The sequence below is a fragment of the Nostocoides jenkinsii Ben 74 genome (assembly GCF_001046875.1).
GTDB classification, from domain to species: domain Bacteria; phylum Actinomycetota; class Actinomycetes; order Actinomycetales; family Dermatophilaceae; genus Nostocoides_A; species Nostocoides_A jenkinsii.
The window spans coordinates 2,390,050-2,408,041 of the sequence record NZ_HF571038.1 but is presented as its reverse complement, the minus strand read 5'-3'; the positions used below and the strand labels follow the sequence as shown (position 1 = coordinate 2,408,041).

The following is a 17,992-nucleotide window of genomic DNA, read 5'->3' as shown; positions in this document are numbered from 1 at the left end:
TGTGGACACCTTGCAAGGTGTCCACAGTTGACTAACTGCTGCTAGCAGAAGTTCGGAGGGCCAAGGCGCGCTAGAACGCCTGACCCAGGAGGACGGGCTCGTTGACCAGGGCCACGCCGAAGGCGGCGTGCACGCCGTCGCGGACCACGGCCGCGAGCGCCAGGATGTCGGCGGCGGTCGCGAAGCCGCGGTTGGTCAGGGCCAGCGTGTGTTTGGTCGACAGGCTCGCCCGGCCGCTCAGGCCCGCCTCGCCGTCGGCGCCGAAGCCCTTGCCGAACCCCGCCCGCTCGATCAACCACGCGGCGCTGGTCTTGACATTGCCGTCGGCGTCGGCGAAGCGGGGCGGATCGATGTCGGCGCCAAGCCGGTCGTGCACCCGCGCCACCAGGGCGTCGAAGGCCGCCGTCGAGAGGATCGGGTTGGTGAAGAAGGACCCGCAACTCCACGTGTCGTGATCGGCCGGGTCGAGGACCATGCCGCGGCGACGGCGCTGCGCCAGCACGGCCTCGCGCGCATCCGCCAGCGGCACCCGGTCGCCGACCGCGACCCCGAGTTGGGTGGCCAGATCGGCATACGCGATCGGGCGGCACAGGTCCGCCAGCACGAACTGGAAGACCACGTCCAGGACCACGAAGCGATCGGTCGCCTTGAAGATCGAATGCCGATAGGTGAACGCGCACTCCAACGCCGAGAACGTCCGCACCGCCTGTGCCTGCCGATCCCAGGTGCGGACCTGCGCGATCGTCTGCGCGACCTCCTGACCGTAGGCGCCGACGTTCTGCACCGGCGTGGCACCGGCCGAGCCCGGAATCCCGGACAACGCCTCGACGCCGCTCCACCCGCTCGCCACGGCCTGCGCGACGACCTCGTCCCACACCTCGCCCGCGGCGACCCGCACGAAGGCTCCCGAGCACGCGTCGATCGACTCCCGAGTCACCCCGGTCGTCGCGACCTTGACGACGGTTCCGGGAAACCCGCCGTCGGGGATGACGACATTCGAGCCCCCGCCGAGCACGAGCAGGGGCTCGCCGGCGTCGTCGGTCTCGCGGACCGCGTCGACCAATTCATCGTTGCTGGTGACGGTCACCAGCCGCTGTGCTGGCCCACCCACCCGCATGGTCGTATGGGGAGCCAGCGCCGCGTCGAATTTCTCCGTCCGCCCCGTCAGACGCATCAGTCGAGTTGGACGACGGCTTGGCAGCGGCCGAGCACCTTGCTGCCGCCGGCCGTGGCCGTCAGCTCCACCGTGGCGCGCTTGCGCGCCTCGTCGAGCGACTTCACGACGCCGGTGACGGACAGTTCGGAGCCACCAGCGGGGACGACGACCATGCTGGTGAACCGGGTCCCGTACTCCACGATGCGCCCGGCGTCTCCCGCCCACTCCGCGGCCAGCGTGCCGGCCGCTCCCATCGTCCACATGCCGTGCGCGATGACGTCGGGCAGGCCGACCTGTTTGGCGAATGCCTCGTCCTGATGGATCGGGTTCTGATCGAGGGAGGCGTTGGCATAGGCGACGAGCGTCGCGCGCTGGACCGGAACGGTCTTGGTGCCGAGGCTGTCGCCGACGCTGACGTCACTGAACTGGCGAGCCATGCTCACTCCCCTCCCCGCACGACGATGGTCGAGCGAGTCGTCGCCACCGGCTCGTCGCCATTGCTGATCTCGGTGCGAACGCTGATCATCGCGTGACCGCCGGCACTGCGGATGCTGTCGACCGTCGTCGCGGCGACCAATTCGTCGCCGGCCGTGATCGGGCGGTGATGAACGAACGACTGCTCGCCGTGCACCACCCGCGAGTAGTCGATCCCCGCGTCGGGATCTTGCACATACGCCCGCGAGGACAACTGGTCGAAGCGCACCGCCAGCGTCGGCGGGGCGATCACATCCCGGTAGCCGGCCGCGCGCGCCGCCTCCGCATCGAAGTGCACTGCATCCGTCGCACCCACCGCCTCGGCGAAGGCGGCGATCATGGCCGCGTCCACGGCATACGGTCCGACGGGGTCGAAGGTTCGCCCCACAAAACTCTCGTTCACCGGCATGACGGGAACTCTATTAGGCCGGAGAACGCCGTGCGCCCCGGACCGGTCGGTCACGGGGCGCACGAGGCGATGCGAGGGCGAGCGTCAGCGGGTCTCGCGGTGGGCCGTGTGCTTGACGCAACGCGGGCAGAACTTGGCCAGCTCGAGCCGGTCGGGGCTGTTGCGGCGGTTCTTCTCCGTGATGTAGTTGCGCTCCTTGCACTCGGTGCAGGCCAAGGTGATCTTGGGGCGGATTTCGGTGGACTTCTTAGCCACGGGAGCAACCTGCTTCTTCAACGAACAGAACGGGAGGCGCCCCGGCAGATGCCGAGACACGGACATAACACGATAACGAGCGGTTTCGTTCCCACGAAATCGCGCGCAGTAGCGGGAGCGGGGCTCGATCCCGCGACCTCACGATTATGAGTCGTGCGCTCTGACCAGCTGAGCTATCCCGCCTCGGCGGCCGGCCCGGTGACCGGGCAGACCAGAGCCCCCTGTCGGAATCGAACCGACGACCTTTTCCTTACCATGGAAATGCTCTACCGACTGAGCTAAGGAGGCGCGCGCCCCTCGTGGGAGTGCGACGGAGAGCCTACACGGCCGTCCCGGCGGACACGAAATCGCGGCCTCCTCCGGACCTGATCCCCGCTCCCAACTCCGCGCACGCGACTCCGACTCCCGATCCCGCATCAGGACGTATGCCGCGTGGCCCCCTCCCCGCGGCGGGCCAGGACCAGCCCCGCGAGCAGGGCGCCAAGGGTGCCGAGCGCCTCATCCCCGAGGGTGTCCTGGTAGGCGGTGTCGAGTTCGGTGCCGTGGCGGATGAAGGTGTACCACTCCCCCACCTCCCACCCGATCGCCAGGATGGCGCCGAGCCCCGTGACCAGGAGCACGCGCACCCACGCGATTCCGACGCGGCGCAACACGAGCATCCCCAGACCGGCGTTGAGCAGGAACCAGTTGACGAAGTGGTTGGCGTCGTCCCACCACACCACCGAGTCATACAGGTCGAGGGTGTTGCCGGTGACGTCGATCAGGAAGGGCGCCATGATGAGGCCGAATGCCGCCCACGGAATGGCGCCGTCCCCCGCCCGGGCGCCGCCGACGGCCGCCCGCCGGCGCGATACCAGCCACCAGATCGCAGGGACGAGGAGCATCATCGCCGGGTATGCCCAGAGTCGCGCGCCGAACCCCTTACCGGCGAACTGCGGGAGGTCGGTGAAGGCCCCGATCGCCAATTGCACGATCGTGGCGCCGAGGACGACTGCCGTCGCAACGGCGGCGATGCGGTGTTTCATGCCCGTCCGGGCTCACCCCATGTCGAGCGCCGCGATGATCCGCGGACGCAGGTCGCGCGCGGAGATGACCTCATCGACCGAGCCGACCTCGACCGCGCGGTGGATGTCGTGAACCGCGTCGAACTCGCTCGCGACCTCGCCAAGCTTCTCCGCGCGCACGCTCTTGCGGGTCTCGGCCAACTCGGTCGCGATGGCTGCCCGATCGCCATTGTCCGCGGCCCGCAGGCGCTCCTCCACTTCCGCGACCCGCGGATCGCTCGCGGTCCTGGCGTCGACATCGCGGCTGAACACCACCGCCGCCGCCGGGGCACCGCCGAGCACGGAGGCGAACGAACCCTCGATCGCGAGCACCGTCATCCGCGGGTTCAGCGCCTTGGAGAACACCACGAACGCGCCGCCGTGATAGCGCGAGATGACCACGAAGACGATGGGTCCTTGGAAGTTGACGATGGCGCGGCCGATCTCCGCGCCATACTCCAGTTGGAGACTGCGCATGGACTCGGGTGAGCCGTCGAAGCCGGAGAGGTTGGCCAATACCACCAACGGGCGGTTGCCGGAGGCGGCATTGATGGCGCGGGCGGCCTTCTTGGAGGACTTGGGGAACAACGTCCCGGCCGTATAGGTGTCGGGTCCATCGGTGGGCGGGAAGCCGCGGCGCGGGACGGACTTCGACTCCACGCCGAGCAGGCATACGGAATGACCACCGAGCCGGGCGTCGACGACGACAACGGTCTCGGCGTCGGCCATCCCAGCCCACCGCTCCAAGAGCGGATGATCCTGATCGACCAGCGCCCGGATGACCGTGCGAATGTCGAAGGGCTTCTTCCGGTCGGGATTCGTCGCCGCGGACCAGATGTCGCCGACGGTGGTGAAGTCGCTGCCGTCCAGTAGGTGTGGCGAGTCGGTGACATCCCGCTCGATCGGGTCGGTGGTCGGCGAATGCCGCGGACCGTCTTCTCCCGCAGCGACATACGTCGCGTCGTAATGCTGCAGCACGATCTCGAAGGCGCCGGCGAGGTCGGGCGCCCAGTACTGCGCCTGGCCGTTGGGCCCCATCACGCGGTCGTAGCCGCCGATGCCGAAGTTGTCCTCGGCGCTGACGCCCCCGGAGAAGTCGAGGGACTGTTTGCCGGTCAGCACCATGGCACTGTCGGGGGTCATGACGAGGATGCCCTTGGTATGCATGAGCATCGTCGCCTCGGCGTTCCAGTAGGGCTGGGCGCCGACGTTGATCCCCGCCACGACGATATTGATCTCGTGTCCGTCCTGGGTGAACTCGATGATCCGTTTAAGCGCCTTGGCCACCCAGTCCATGTTCTCGGTGCCGGAGTCCATCGAGATGCGCGCCCCGGCCGAGAGGGCGAACCACTCGACGGGGACCCCGAGTTCCTCGGCAAGATCGAGACCGGCGATGATGCGCGCGCACTCGGCCTCCGCCACGGACCCGAGGGACCGCAGCGGGTCTCCCGCGAGCAGGACCCGCTTGATGCCCTCGGGATGGAGCTCGGTCGGGGTGGTGACCACGCCGCAGACGATGCCGGCACGGTTCTTGCCGGCGGCCCGCTCGGCGGGCACCAAGGCCCCGGTCTCATCGAGGTCGTACTCGACGAAGCTGCCGCCGTCGCCGATGAGCAGCGACTGCAACTCGTAGGGGTAGACCAAGCCCCGGCGACTGGCGCGCAGGACCTTCTCGGCATACGCATCCAGGGGTGCCATCCGCTCGGTGGCGGGCGGTTCAACGCTGTAGATCACGCCCGCTCCGGCCTGGTAGGAGAAGCGCGCAACGATCGGGACGCTTCGTCCGCCGGCCGCCGCGATGCGGCCTTCGATCCGCACCTCCTGGATTCCCGCCCCGGCCGTCATCGGCGCGATGCGAGCCCGCAGCGCGGTCAACTGCTCGACATCGGCGTCGATCAGCGGCCAGATGTGGATCCACACCTGATTGGTGTCGAGGCGGGCCCCCGCGCCGCCGGCCCCCGTGCGCGCGGCCCGGATCGCTTCCAGGCAGTTGGCCAGGGCCCGCTCCACATGGGGCAGGCCGACGACCTTGCCGTCGTCATCACGCATGACGACGACCTCGCGCACCTGAGCCAGGGCGATCAGCCGGCGATCGGCGGCATTGTCCCGGGCAACGCAGTCGAAGAGCAGCACATCCCGGGGGGCGGCGATCCGGGTGAGGTCGAAGTCGCGAAGTCGCCACAGGTTGAGTCGACGGCCCACCATCGGATGGATGCCGCGCACGGCGAGATCCTCGGTGAGGCTGCCGTCGGCGCCGGGCCGGAGGGTGAAATAGCCGACCTCGGCATCCTCGCCGCGCACCACGCCGATGGCGATCCGGCGGAGCGCGGCCACGAAGTCGAGCCGACCGGCCACGTCGATGAGCTGCGCCGCTGCGGCGTCGTCGTCCTCGGGCAGGTCGGGGGCGTGGAGGTAGAGATCGACGACCGGCTGGCCGGCGCCGCGCTCGACCTCCTCCTGCAGGGCTCGGACCAGGGCGCTGTCGGGCACGAATTCGTCCAGCCGGCCGACCGTCGAGACCAGGCGGCTGTCGCGGCCGTCGAGGCGGTAGGCCGCGCTGGCGAACGGGCGGCCGAACACGGCATACTCCCGCAGGTCGGTGAGGCCGTGCTCGCGATAGTGGCGCCGGATCAGGACGGCGAGCATCGGCTCGTGCGCCGGGACGCCGCTGCGAAGCCGGTCACCGAGGAAGCTGACGATGCGCTCGGGGATGTCGGCCAGGACCTCCATCCGGGCGGCGCGGTCGGGCCCGTCCGGATAGCGATCGAGCGCCTCGAGCTCCGCGGCGACATTGCCCAGGACGGCTGCGCGGTCGGCCTCGACGATCGGTTGCTCGAACCAGCGGAAGCGCACGCTCCGCGCGAGATCGCCGACGAGCGGGAAGCGCAACTGGGTGGCCGCGACGAGCCGGTCGAGCACGACGCGAGCGCGCTGCACCAGGTCGCCCTCCGGCGGCGGCGAGGCGAGCCAGCGGCGCAGGACGCCCACGGCGAGCGCGACCTCGGGCTCCGTGCGCTGCCCGGCCAGGAACACCCGGAAGACCGCGCGCTCCAACTCCGGAGTCCGGTCCAGACCGTCGACGCCGTAGTGGGCGAGCACGCGGCTCAGCCGGTCACGGAACTCCGTGGGCAGACCGCCGCGGTCGGGGTCGAGCGTGCCCATATAGGTGTGGAAATGCTCGCGCGGGGAATGAATACGCGTCTCGGACTTCTCGGCATCCTCGGCGGGGCGGTTGCGGCTGAGTTCGGCGAAGTCGGCGAAGAGTTCCAGCAGCGGCAACTCCCCTTCCAACGGAGCGAGGCCGCCGGCAACCAGGGCATCGCGCGCGACGAGGTAGTCGGCCAACGACTTCCCCTTGTCGCCGGGGTCGATGTCATAGCCCATCAGCATCCCGCTGAGATCGCGGATGCCGCTCTTGGCCCGAGCCTCGATCCCGTCCGGCTCATTGGAGGATGGCAGGTCAAGGCTCACGGTCTGTGCGGTGGTGTCCGCGGCCGCCGCCTCCTCGCCGTCACCGACCGGCTCTAGGCGCGCCAACGGCGCCCCGGTCTCGACCTGGCTTCCCGCGGAGACAAGCAGTTCCTTGATTCGGGCCGCGAACGGAGCCGGAATGAGCGTCTCCATCTTCATGCTCTCCAGCACGAGGACGGGGGCGCCGGCGGCGACTTCGCCACCGACCGGGACCGGGGTTGCGACAACGAGGGCCGGCGCCGGCGAGCGCAGCACGCCGCCCTCGTCGCGGCTCACGCGGTGGGCAACGCCGTCGACCTCGACGAGGTGCACCGGACCGTGGGTGGCCATCACGAGGCGATAGGTCTTGTCCCCGGTGGTGAGGCGCGCGGCATACTCCCCGAGGCGGGTGAGGCGCGCTTCCACGCGATAGACGCCGGTGCCGTCGTCGACGGTTGCCCGGAAGCGGGCGGGTCCCGTCCGGAGTACGGTGACTTTGTATGCCGCGCCGCGCAGCTTCAGCTCGACCGGCCGGCCCACGTTGTGCTGGACCTGGGGGCGACCGCCGCGGGCGGTCTCCAGGAGGCGGGTGCGTTCGAGGGCTTCTTCCTCCTCGTAGGCCTCGATGCCCGCCGCGACCAGGGCAATGCCCGACCCGGCGCGACTGACGAGTCGGCCCTCGCCGCGGACGCGGTCGATCCAGCCGGTGTCGCAGGTGCCGTCGATGACCTCGGGCTGGTCGAGCAGGTCGAGGACGAACGACTTGTTGGTGGCGCCGCCCTCGATGACGACCGTGGTCTCGTGCATGGCACGGCGCAGTCGGGCCAGCGCCTCGTCGCGATCGCGGCCGTAGGCGATGATCTTGGCGATCATCGAGTCGAAGTCGGCAGGGATCGAATCGCCCTCGCCCACACCGGTATCCACACGGATTCCAGGTCCGGCCGGGAAGTCGAGATAGGCGATATGGCCCGGGGCGGGGGCGAAGTCGCGGTCGGGATCCTCGGCGTTCAGGCGCGCCTCGACCGCGTGGCCCTTCTCAATCGGCCGCTCTCCCTCGAGCCGGCCGCCAGCGGCGACGTGAATCTGCAGCTTGACCAGATCGGTGTCGGTGGTGACCTCGGTGATGGGGTGCTCAACCTGGAGCCGGGTGTTGACCTCCAGGAAGGCGAAGGTGCCGTCGTCCGGCTGGAACAGGAACTCCACGGTCCCGGCGCCGGCGTAGCCGACGGCGATGGCCAGCCGCTCCGCGCTGTCCTTCAGGATCTGCGCCTGCTCGGCCGTCATGACCGGGGAGGCGGACTCCTCGATGACCTTCTGGTTGCGCCGTTGCACGGTGCAGTCGCGCACGCCGATCGCCCACGCGGCGCCCTGGCCGTCGGCGATGACCTGGACCTCGACGTGCCGAGCGCCCGTCACCAGGCTCTCCAGGAAGACCACCCCGGACCCGAAGGCCCGCTCCGCCTCGTCCCTGGTCAATTGGTATGCCGCGATGAGCTCCTCGTCGGTGGTCACCTTGCGGATTCCCCGGCCGCCGCCCCCGGCGGTCGCCTTGAGCATCAGGGGGTAGCCGAGCCGGTTGGCAGTGGCCAGGGCGTCCTCCAGGGTGTCCACGCCGCCCTGGCTCCACGGCGCCACCGGGACACCGACCTCCTCGGCGATCAGCTTGCTGCCGATCTTGTCGCCGAGTTTGCGCATGGCGTCGCCGCTGGGGCCGATAAAGGTGACTCCGATACGCGCACACAGATCGGCGAAGTCAGGGTGCTCGGCGACGAACCCCCAACCCACCCACGCGGCGTCCGCGCCGGTCTCGAGAAGCGCACGCTCCAAGAGGGCGTAGTCGAGATAGGGCCGCGCCGACGCCGGGCCGAGGTTGTAGGCGAGATCAGCCTCGCGCACGAACATCGCGCTCTTCTCGCCCTCGGTGTGGAGGGCGACGACCTCGATGGGTGGATCGCCTCGACGCTGCGCATTCAGGTCGCGTACGGCGTGGATCAGCCGCATGGCGGCCTCTCCCCGGTTGACGACGGCGATCCGCGTGAACACCCTCAAGACCTCCTGGCTGTTAGGTGGCTCACAGCCTATGGCGTCGGGCCCCGGCACGTCGTCCCGGCCACCCGTGCCCCTTGCATCAGGCTCGCTCCAGCACGCCCCTACCCCCGCATCACGTCCCTAGCCCCCGCGGACGTCCCTAGCCCCGGCGGACGCAATAGCTATTGCGTCCGCTGCCGGTTATTGCGTCCGCTCAGGGGGTGCGGCCGGGTTATTGCGTCCGCTCGAGGCGATGCGACGTCTCACCGGCACGAGGCGATCGCTTGCTGGACGAAGGCGGCCGCCTCGGGGTGCTTGGCGATGAGGGCGCGGGAGTGATCCTTGGTGTCCACCGCGAGCTCGTGCGGGGCGGTTCTCCCCTGGACCGACAGCGCGCGTTGGATCGCCCCGACCTCGGCCACGATGCCGGGGGCGCGGGACTCCCAGGTGATCCAGGTGTTGTCGGTCAGATCGGTGAGCCGGTCCCCCTGAACGGTTCCGCTGTCGTCGGAGCTGGTGAGGACCGGCGAGATCGAGACCACCGCGCACGGGGGCGGGGTGAGGCCGGGCAGCGCGGCATACATCACGGAATTGCCCATGGACGAGGCGACCAGGGCGACCTTGTCCGCACCCTGAGCGGCCAGAGCCGCGACCGCCGCCTGGCTGTCGCTCGGCTCCTTGGTGACGCCCGGTTCGCCCGGGGACGAGCCCTTGCCGCGGCGGTCGAACAGCAGGACTTGGGCCTGGTTCGCTCGCGCGGTCTCGACGGCCCAGGGCAGCCAATCGCAGATCGTCTGCGACGCTCCATGCCGGAGGACGACGCCGAGTGTGGCCGACGGATCCCCCACAATCGCCGCGCCCAGCGCCCGACCGTCGGCACCCATCAACGGGACGCGGCGAGCCGCCGCGACGACCGACGCGTCAACGTCGGGGCACTGCGTCGCCAGGGTGCTGCCCGCCGCCCCCGTCCGGTCGCTGGCCGCACGATTGCGGACGAGCTGGATGCCGAAGACAACAATCGCGGCGGCGAGGAGGACCAGCACGATCGCGATGGCCCGCGAGATCAGCAGGTTGGCCCGCGTCGGGGCCGCCGGGCCGGGCGGTCCGGCAGGACGTGGGGCGGGTGGGGGCACGCCGCGACGTTACCCGGGTCACCTGGGGCGCGGCCTGGGCGTGACCTGGCAAGGTGGGATCGAGAGCGAATCCGACCCGTTGGAGGTTTCCGATGACGTCCGTAACCGACCGCTACCGCGCCGCCCGAGACCAGTTGCTGGACCTCCGCGGCCGCCACGACGAGGCGAACGCGAGCTTCGCCTGGCCCAACCTCGGCGGCACGTTCAACTGGGCGATCGACTGGTTCGACGTCATCGCCCGCGGCAACGACCGGCCGGCCCTGATCATCCTTGAGGAGGACGGCACTCGCGCCGAACTCACCTTCGATCAGATGGCCACCGCCTCCGACCAGGTCGCGGCCTTCCTCGCCGCCCGCGGCATCGGCAAGGGCGACGCCGTCATCGTCATGCTCGGCAACCAAGTCGAGCTGTGGAGCACGATGCTCGGGGTGATGAAACTCGGCGCCGTCATCATGCCGACAACGACGGCCCTCGGCCCGGCCGACCTGCGTGATCGCCTCGAGCGCGGCTCGGCCAAGGCGGTGGTCTGCAATGCCGCCGACACCGACAAGTTCGCCGACCTCGGCGCCGACCTGCTCAAGGTGAGCGTCGGGAAGGTGAGCGGGTGGGAGAGCCTGCGCGCGGCATACGAGGAAGATGTGGCGCCGGCGGCGCACCCGCAAACGGCGCCGACCGACCGGCTGCTGCTCTATTTCACGAGCGGCACCACAAGCCGCCCGAAGCTCGTCGAGCACACCCAGCAGAGCTATCCGCTCGGGCACCTGTCGACGATGTACTGGCTCGGGCTTCAGCCCGGCGACGTCCACCTCAATATCTCCTCCCCCGGGTGGGCCAAGCATGCATGGTCGTGCTTCTTCGCCCCGTGGATCGCCGAGGCGACGGTTTTCCTCTACAACTACTCCCGCTTCGACCCCGCCGCGCTGCTGGCGACGCTGCGGACCGAGCATGTGACCACCTTCTGTGCCCCGCCGACCGTATGGCGCATGCTCATCAATGCGGATCTCTCCGGTGGTCCCGGCAACCTTCGCGAGGTCATCGGCGCCGGCGAACCGCTCAATCCCGAGGTGATCGCCCAGGTCGGGAAGGCGTGGGGACTCACGCTGCGCGATGGCTACGGGCAGACCGAGACGACCGCCCAAGTCGGCAATGCGCCGGGCGATGTCGTCGTGCCCGGGTCGATGGGCAAGCCCCTGCCGGGGATGCCGGTGGTGCTGGTGGACCCGCTGACCGGCGAAATCGCCGCGGACGAGGGCGAGATCTGCCTCGACCTGGAGGCGCGTCCGCTTGGGCTGATGACCGGCTACCAGGGCGACGAGGCCCGCAACAACGCGGCCATGAGCGGCGGTTTCTATCACACCGGTGATATCGCCAGCCGCGATGCGGACGGCTACATCACCTATATCGGGCGCACCGACGATGTGTTCAAGGCGAGTGACTACAAGATCAGTCCCTTTGAGTTGGAGTCGGTGCTGATCGAGCATCCTGCGGTCGCCGAGGCCGCCGTGGTCCCGGCGCCCGATCCCGTCCGGCTCGCCGTTCCCAAGGCCTATGTCGTGCTGGTCGCCGGTCAGGAGCCGACCCGGGAAACGGCGCTGTCGATCTTCGCGCATTGCCGCGCGCACCTGGCGCCCTTCCAGCGCATCCGGCGCCTGGAGTTCTCGGAACTGCCCAAGACCGTCTCCGGCAAGATCCGGCGCGTGGAGCTGCGCCATCGCGAGGAAGCGGGCGGGGAGTTCGCGGAGTGGCGCGACGAGATGTTCCCGGAGTTGAAGGGCGACAGCGCCCCGCGAGCCTAAGACACCCCACGAGGGAGTTTCAGAACACGCTAGGGGGTCGAGCCGCCGCTCGGGGTGAGCACACTGCCGCCATACGTCGGCTGGTAAGGGTTGAGGCCGTTCTGGATCGCCAGGTTGTTGTTGTATTCCTTGGCGCTGCCGAAGGGCCCGATCTCCGACTCCTTGATCTGCGCCTCAAGCCGCGCGATCCGGGCCTCGGCCTCCTTCTGCGCAACCTGCGCGGCCGCGGCCGCCTCGAGCGCCTTGGCCTCCGCCACCGCACGCGCCTGCTCGGTCTCGGCGTCGGCGACCGCCTTCGCCTTGGCCGCCGCCGCCTGCGCGCGGCCCGCCTCCTCGTCCGAGAGCGCCTGCACCAGGGCATCGGACGGACGCGGCTGCTGGATGAGCGCGGAGAAGCCCTGGAAGAACTCGTCCTCACCGGGCATCTTCTGCTGGATGAGTGTCGCCAACTGCTCGTTGACCGTGCGGTTCATCTCGTCCTTGATGGTGGGGTCGGCATACAACTCCTTCCAGGTGTACTTCTTGGCCACCCGGTCGAGCGTGGCGTCCAGGGCCGGGGCGAAGTAGAGGTCGAGCATGCGCTGCCAGCCGTCGTTGGTCTCCGACCACTCGTCGGAGCTGGTGTAGAACGCGTGGTAGCGGTTGCCGATGGCGTCGTGGAAGCGTGTCAAGACCGTGCAGTCGACGTTGAGGGTGAACTCCACCGAGCCCGGGACCTCCAACTGCTGGAAGTCCTTGGACACCACCGAGAACGACTCGTGGTCCGCGCCGTCCCCACCGGTGAAGTTGTAGGTGCGCTGCGAGGCGGGGTACCAGTAGTACTTGTCGCCGGGTTTGCGGATCTGGCGCGAGTTGGCGCTGACGCAGCCCTTGGAGTTGGGCGCCTCGATGACGCCGCCGCCCTTGTGCACCGCGACCTCGTCGGCCGGCGACGCCACCGTGCGCACGAGGTTCATCGCACCGATCAGCAGGGCCAGGATCACCCCCAGAACGAGCAGGATCTTGACGAGGCCGCCGACGCGTCCGGTCGCCTCATGGAGGGCGTTCCCGGACGTGGGGGTCACCTTGGGCATGGTTGTGGTCTCCTTCGAGATCGCGGATGGCGAAGCTCGGACGAGTTTGCCAAATGAGCGGTTCCACGGTGGCGGACAGAAGCGGCATACCTTTGACCCATGCTGCTCGCCGAGGAATACCTGCTGCTCGCCCGCAAGGAGGACACGGGAAAGCTGCTGGTGTCCGTGCAGCATCTGCGGCTGGCAGTGTCCGGGGCGCTGCTGATCGAACTCGTGCTGCGCGAGCGGCTCAGCGTCACCGCGCACGACCTGCCGTGGCGGGAGCGGGACCGCCTGACCCTGCTGCTGGAGTCGTCCACCGAGGACCGCATCCTGGACCTAGCGCTGGTCGAGGCCGTCAAGCAGGTCGGGCACAAGCCCAAGGACGCGTTGGGGCGGTGGTGCAACGGGCGCACCGGCAAGATGCTCACTGATGAGGTGACCGGCCGGCTGGTGGAGTCGGGGATCCTGGGGCGCGAGCAGCATACGGTCATGGGGGTTATCAACCTGACGAACTATCCCGAGCGCGATCCCGAGCCCGAGCGGGAGGTGCGGCAGCGGATCAACGCGGCCCTGATGGGGGGCGAGCCGAGCGCGCGGACCGCGGCCTTGATCGGCCTGTTGGACGCGACCGACCTGCTGTTGCGGGTCATCTCACCGGAGACGGACAAGCGGGCGGCTCGCCGACGCGCCAAGGAGATCGCGGCGAGTGATTGGGGCGCCAAGGCGGTGCAGGATGCGATCGCCCAGGTGCGGGCCTCGGTGGGCGCGGCCGCGGTGGTCGCGGCGAATCCCTAGCGCTGTTGGCTCAGCGGTTGTTGGGTCAGTGGTTGTCGGCTCAGCGCTGGGGGTCGATCGCCGCCTTGACCGCGCCGGGCAGACGCGCGGCATCGAGGGCGTCGGCGAACCCGTCGAGGCCGAAGGTGTGGGTGACGATGCCGTCGGTCTTGATCCGCCCGGTCCTCAAGTAGGCCAGCGACCGGTCGAAGCACTCGATCTGCGCGAACGAGCCCTTGATCGTGAGCTCCCGGGAGAAGATCTCGTATGGCGAGAACGCCACCCGATCGTCGGCGTCTGCCATCCCGTAGACCATGATGGTGCCGCCCATCCGGGTGAGGCTGGGGCAGCGTTCGAGGATCGTGGGCACGCCGGTCGCTTCGACCACGACGTCAAAACCGTTGGGCGCCAAGGCTTTAATGGCTGCGAAGGCGCCGTCCTGATCACCGCGGGGTAGGACGACGGTGTGGTCGGCGCCGAAGTGAACGGCGAGATCGAGCTTGTGCTGGCTCGGCGCCGCGACGGTGAGCCGGGCGGCACCGCCGTGAAGCAGGAGTTGCGTGAGCAGCAGGCCGGTCGGGCCGGCGCCCAGCACGAGGACGTCGCTGCCGGGGGTCAGGGCCAGCATGTCGGCGCCGTGGACGGCGCAGGCGAGGGGCTCGGTGAGGACCGCCACGCTGGGGTCGACCCCGTCGAGCGGGAAACACTTGCGCTCCGGGGCGACCATGAGCTCGGCGAACCCGCCCGGGGCGTTGCACCCGAGGGAGCGGAAGGCGGTGCAATATAGGGTCTGGCCGCGGCGGCAGTAGTCGCAGGCGCGGCATACGTCCGTGTTGTCGACGGCGACAAGCGTCCCCGCCGCGAGCGTGGAGCCCCCGTGGACCACTTCGGCCACGATCTCGTGACCGGGGATCAGCGGGTAGGTCGCCATGAACCCGCCGGCCAGCAGGTGCTTGTCGGTGCCGCAGACGCCGGTGAGGATCGGGCGCAGGAGCACCTCGCCAGGCGCGGGTTCGGGGTCGGGTGCCTCGGTGATCTCAACCTGGTTGGCCTGGCGATAGACGACGGCGCGCATGGGGTTAAGCCTTGCGGGCTCGGGGCCGGGCGGGCAAGGGGTGTCCGGGGATCGGCATACGCGATCGGGCCCGGCTCCCACGAGGAGAACCGGGCCCGACCAGCACGGGTGGCAGGTGAAGGATTCGAACCTTCGTAGCTTTCGCGACGGATTTACAGTCCGCTTCCATTGGCCGCTCGGACAACCTGCCTGGTGCGCATGGAAGGATAGCAAGCCAGTGCGCCCAACCCCAATTCGACCCCTCGGAGGTATGCCGTGGCCGACGCCAGCATGGACATCGTGAGCAAGTACGACCGCCAGGAGGTCGCCAACGCCGTCAACACCGCGGCGAAGGAGATCGCCAATCGCTACGACTTCAAGGGGGTTGGCGCGAGCGTCGAACTGGTCGGCGAGGTCATCAAGATGGAGGCCAACTCCGAGGACCGCTGCAAGGCCGTCCTTGACGTCGTGCAGACGTGGCTGGTGAAGCGGGGGGTGTCGTTGAAGCACCTCGACGTGCCCGAGGCGGGGCCGCGGCTGTCGGGCAAGGAGTACAAGCTGGATGTGCCCCTGAAGGAGGGCATCTCGCAGGAGAACGCCAAGAAGGTCAACAAGCTGCTACGCGACGAGGGACCCAAAGGCGTCAAGACGCAGGTGCAGGGCGATGCGATCCGCGCGACGAGCAAGTCGCGCGATGACCTGCAGGCGGTGCAGCGGCTGCTCAAGGAGGCCGACCTGGACTTCGCGGTGAGCTTCACGAACTATCGCTGAGGGCCTTGCGCGGCTGGCGGCGGGGTGGTTTGGGCGGCGCGGTGGCTTCGCGGGGTGGATTGCTGTCGCTCTGGCGGCAGCAATCCACCCCATAAGTGGCCGCTAGGCCCCGACACGCCGGATCGCGCCGCAATGGGGGCCACAAAGCCGTGCCCGACCGTGCCGTCGACCTCAAGAATCACCCCGAACTCGATGTTGACGAAGTCCCGCCGCACCCCAGGTCCAGGGACCTGAAGTTGCATGGTGGGCAGCCGGTGGGCCCGCAGGACTCGGTTGAGCGCTCGGTGTTCAAGCAGGCTCTGCACGCCGGCGTCGATATCTCCGAGGGCGAGTTTGAGGGGGCGTCGGTTCGGATGTGCCCGGGTGTGCCTGAGCGCCGCGGCCAGCTGTGGGACGCGGCACACGCCGATCCGGACGGCGTCGGCGGCCAGGGCCACGGCATCACTGGCAGTCACTCCAGGCTGGGCGGCGAGATCGAGCACCGTTTGCGCCGCGACCGGTACAGCGCAGTCCCTTGACCACCGTGGTCGCAAGGTCCCGTCGTCGGTGAACCCGAACACCGGGCACCTTCGCCACCTGTCGCCCGTGCGGAACGACCACCACGATCACCGGAGGCGGCCGCCGCTCCAAACCTTGGACGTATGCCGCGGATGCCAGCCCCAGCGCTGCGCCCGGGCCGGCGAGGATGAGGGCGGCGACGGCACGGCCATACCAATCAAGGTCGGCGGTGTGGGTGACGTAAACGCCTCGGTGGACCACCCGCCATCGTCCGCTGGCGAGCCGGTGTCGGATGGCCGAGTCGCTCAGCACCTGGCGGGCCTGCGCGCGCGAGATGACGCCGCGTTGGCGGCGGGCGAGCGCGTCGAGATTCACGCCACCATCGTGGCGCCTGGGCGGCATCGAGGCCCGGCGCTATCCACAGGCCCCGTCGCGGGGTGGTTTATTGTCGCTCTGGCGGCAGCAAGTCACCCCGCCGTATCACTCGCGGGCCTGCCAGGTGCAGATGCAGGCCTCGTTGCCCTCCGCGTCGGCCAGAATCCAGAACGACGGGGCGCGGCTGTCGCTGACCAACGTGCCGCCGGCGGCCAGCGCGGCGGCGACCCGGGCATCGGCCTCGTCGTGCGCCACGGTGACATCGAGGTGGATCCGATTGCGTTGCGGCCGAGGCTCATCCATCTGCTGGAACCACACGGTCGGACCCGAGGTCGCCGGGTCGCCTACCTCGTCCGCGTCGGCAGGCCAGCCCAGCACCGCGGCCCAGAACGGCTTGATCGCCGCGATGTCCATCGCGTCGATAGCAATCTCGACGACGGTCACGTCCTCATGACTCGGGGTCAGGCCGCGTTCGGCGAGGAGGGCGTCGATCTGGCCGGCCAGCGCGATGTCGCGGTCGGTGACCCCACCGGCGTCGTGGCTGGACAACGCGACATGGACCGTGCCGTAGCGCAGGTCGATGTCCGGGTGATGGTCCGCCGCCTCCGCAAGCGCCCCGATGGCGTTGACGAGGTCGAGTCCGGTGGCGAAGTCGCCGGTCTTGACCCGCAGGTGAAGTCGCTGGAGGGCGAGCCGCCAGCCGGGTGCCGAACTGGAAGCGATCTGACGTGCGAGCTTGGTCATCTGCCCATCTTGACCCACATCGGTGGCGAGGTGGCCGGGGAGGCGCGGGCTCGGCATACGTGGGGAGCGCCTAGATTTGCCCGTATGCCGAGCCCCGACCCCGCCCCCTCGTCCCTGCGCGCGGTCGTGACCGGTGCGGCGGGCGGCATCGGTGCCGCGATCGCCACCCGCCTCGCCGCGCAGGGATGCCGGGTCATGGTCGCCGACATCGACGGGGACCGGCTCGGCGAGACCGCGGCCCGCATCGGGGCGTATGCCGTGCCCGGCGACTGCGCCTCCGCCGACGGTGTCGCTCGGCTCATCGATGCCGCGACGGCGGAACTGGGCGAGATCGACGCCTACTTCGCGAACGCCGGGATAATCGGCGGGGCCGGGTTGGAGACCCCCGACGAGCAGTGGGCCGCGACCCTCGACCTGAACGTGATGGCGCACGTGCGGGCCGCCCGACTGCTGATGCCGGGGTGGGTCGCGCGTGGCCACGGGCGCTTCGTCGTGACCGCGAGCGCGGCCGGGTTGTTGTCGATGATCGGGGGCGCGCCATACTCCGTGTCGAAACATGCCGCGGTGGCGTTCGCCGAGTGGTTGGCAATCACCTACGGCGGCAAGGGAATTGCGGTCCAGGCGCTGTGCCCGCAAGGCGTGCAGACCGCGATGCTGGACCAGGCCGGGGACCTGCGCGACCTGCTGTCGGCCCAGGGCGCCCTGACACCCGAGGAGGTTGCCGGGCACGTGTGGGATGCGTTGCAGGACAACCGGTTCCTGATCCTGCCCCACCCCCAGGTAGCGGATTACTACCGCTTCCGGGCGACCGATACCGACGCCTGGCTGGCGGGTATGCAGCGCCTCCAGGCCGGCTGGGAAGCCCTTGCCGCCCGCCGCGACGCCTGACGCCGGGCCCACTCCGAGGAGCTTCTGCTAGCAGCAGTTAGCCAACTGTGGACACCTTGCAAGGTGTCCACAGTTGACTAACTTGTGCT

General features: G+C 69.4%; 16 protein-coding genes and 3 tRNA genes. 4 read left to right on the top strand and 15 right to left on the bottom strand.

Going from position 1 to position 17,992, the window contains the following annotated elements:
- Window positions 1-70: 70 nt before the first annotated feature.
- From BN13_RS11425 to BN13_RS11385, 9 genes are all read right to left on the bottom strand, one after another.
- A complete protein-coding gene (locus tag BN13_RS11425) occupies window positions 71-1,174 on the bottom strand; it encodes a UDP-N-acetylmuramate dehydrogenase (RefSeq protein ID WP_048546948.1) in 1,104 nt (367 codons plus the stop codon).
- A complete protein-coding gene (locus BN13_RS11420) occupies window positions 1,174-1,593 on the bottom strand; it encodes a MaoC family dehydratase (RefSeq protein ID WP_048546947.1) in 420 nt (139 codons plus the stop codon). The genes BN13_RS11425 and BN13_RS11420 overlap by 1 nt, the downstream gene beginning before the upstream one ends.
- Before the next feature lie 2 nt (window positions 1,594-1,595).
- Complete coding sequence (locus BN13_RS11415; protein WP_048546945.1) at window positions 1,596-2,039, bottom strand: FAS1-like dehydratase domain-containing protein; 444 nt, start codon at window positions 2,037-2,039, stop codon at window positions 1,596-1,598.
- 84 nt (window positions 2,040-2,123) lie between these two features.
- On the bottom strand, window positions 2,124-2,294 hold the full coding sequence (rpmG, locus tag BN13_RS11410) for a 50S ribosomal protein L33 (protein ID WP_048549105.1): 171 nt from the start codon (window positions 2,292-2,294) through the stop codon (window positions 2,124-2,126).
- Between the two features lie 109 nt (window positions 2,295-2,403).
- Window positions 2,404-2,477 (bottom strand) — tRNA-Met (locus tag BN13_RS11405).
- Between the two features lie 32 nt (window positions 2,478-2,509).
- Window positions 2,510-2,582, bottom strand: a tRNA-Thr gene (locus BN13_RS11400).
- Between the two features lie 128 nt (window positions 2,583-2,710).
- Entirely contained in the window at window positions 2,711-3,319 is a 609-nt protein-coding gene (locus tag BN13_RS11395; RefSeq protein ID WP_048546944.1) for a hypothetical protein, read from the bottom strand.
- A 12-nt stretch (window positions 3,320-3,331) separates the two neighbouring features.
- Window positions 3,332-8,830: an ATP-binding protein gene (locus tag BN13_RS11390; RefSeq protein WP_048546943.1), complete on the bottom strand. Its 5,499-nt coding sequence runs from the start codon at window positions 8,828-8,830 to the stop codon at window positions 3,332-3,334.
- A 248-nt stretch (window positions 8,831-9,078) separates the two neighbouring features.
- Window positions 9,079-9,948: an alpha/beta fold hydrolase gene (locus BN13_RS11385; RefSeq protein WP_048546941.1), complete on the bottom strand. Its 870-nt coding sequence runs from the start codon at window positions 9,946-9,948 to the stop codon at window positions 9,079-9,081.
- A gap of 92 nt (window positions 9,949-10,040) precedes the next feature.
- Between BN13_RS11385 and BN13_RS11380 the strand changes: the two genes are divergently transcribed.
- The gene (locus BN13_RS11380) at window positions 10,041-11,744 is read left to right on the top strand and encodes an AMP-binding protein (protein WP_048546939.1); all 1,704 of its coding nucleotides are present in this window, start codon (window positions 10,041-10,043) and stop codon (window positions 11,742-11,744) included.
- Window positions 11,745-11,773: 29 nt separating this feature from the next.
- Here the strand turns inward: BN13_RS11380 and BN13_RS11375 are convergent, their stop codons facing one another.
- Window positions 11,774-12,817, bottom strand: a complete 1,044-nt coding sequence (locus tag BN13_RS11375) for an SPFH domain-containing protein (protein ID WP_048546937.1) — start codon at window positions 12,815-12,817, stop codon at window positions 11,774-11,776.
- Between the two features lie 99 nt (window positions 12,818-12,916).
- Between BN13_RS11375 and BN13_RS11370 the strand changes: the two genes are divergently transcribed.
- The gene (locus BN13_RS11370; protein ID WP_048546932.1) at window positions 12,917-13,594 is read left to right on the top strand and encodes a GOLPH3/VPS74 family protein; all 678 of its coding nucleotides are present in this window, start codon (window positions 12,917-12,919) and stop codon (window positions 13,592-13,594) included.
- Window positions 13,595-13,634: 40 nt separating this feature from the next.
- Here the strand turns inward: BN13_RS11370 and BN13_RS11365 are convergent, their stop codons facing one another.
- Together BN13_RS11365 and BN13_RS11360 are read right to left on the bottom strand one after the other, a co-directional pair.
- Window positions 13,635-14,648, bottom strand: a complete 1,014-nt coding sequence (locus BN13_RS11365) for a zinc-dependent alcohol dehydrogenase family protein (RefSeq protein WP_048546930.1) — start codon at window positions 14,646-14,648, stop codon at window positions 13,635-13,637.
- A 109-nt stretch (window positions 14,649-14,757) separates the two neighbouring features.
- Window positions 14,758-14,838, bottom strand: a tRNA-Tyr gene (locus BN13_RS11360).
- Between the two features lie 65 nt (window positions 14,839-14,903).
- Between BN13_RS11360 and BN13_RS11355 the strand changes: the two genes are divergently transcribed.
- A complete protein-coding gene (locus BN13_RS11355) occupies window positions 14,904-15,398 on the top strand; it encodes a YajQ family cyclic di-GMP-binding protein (protein WP_048546928.1) in 495 nt (164 codons plus the stop codon).
- On the opposite strand, the gene BN13_RS19315 is transcribed toward BN13_RS11355, so the two are convergent.
- From BN13_RS19315 to BN13_RS11345, 3 genes are all read right to left on the bottom strand, one after another.
- A complete protein-coding gene (locus BN13_RS19315) occupies window positions 15,389-15,853 on the bottom strand; it encodes a hypothetical protein (RefSeq protein ID WP_157038561.1) in 465 nt (154 codons plus the stop codon). The genes BN13_RS11355 and BN13_RS19315 overlap by 10 nt on opposite strands.
- Window positions 15,840-16,271 (bottom strand): type IV toxin-antitoxin system AbiEi family antitoxin domain-containing protein, encoded by a 432-nt coding sequence (locus tag BN13_RS19310; protein ID WP_157038560.1) that lies wholly within the window; start codon window positions 16,269-16,271, stop codon window positions 15,840-15,842. The genes BN13_RS19315 and BN13_RS19310 overlap by 14 nt, the downstream gene beginning before the upstream one ends.
- Window positions 16,272-16,376: 105 nt before the next feature.
- Window positions 16,377-17,015 carry a 4a-hydroxytetrahydrobiopterin dehydratase gene (locus BN13_RS11345; RefSeq protein WP_048546924.1) on the bottom strand — a complete coding sequence of 213 codons (639 nt, stop codon included), beginning with the start codon at window positions 17,013-17,015 and terminating at the stop codon, window positions 16,377-16,379.
- Between the two features lie 84 nt (window positions 17,016-17,099).
- Between BN13_RS11345 and BN13_RS11340 the strand changes: the two genes are divergently transcribed.
- The gene (locus tag BN13_RS11340) at window positions 17,100-17,903 is read left to right on the top strand and encodes an SDR family oxidoreductase (protein WP_048546922.1); all 804 of its coding nucleotides are present in this window, start codon (window positions 17,100-17,102) and stop codon (window positions 17,901-17,903) included.
- The last annotated feature ends 89 nt before the right edge of the window (window positions 17,904-17,992 follow it).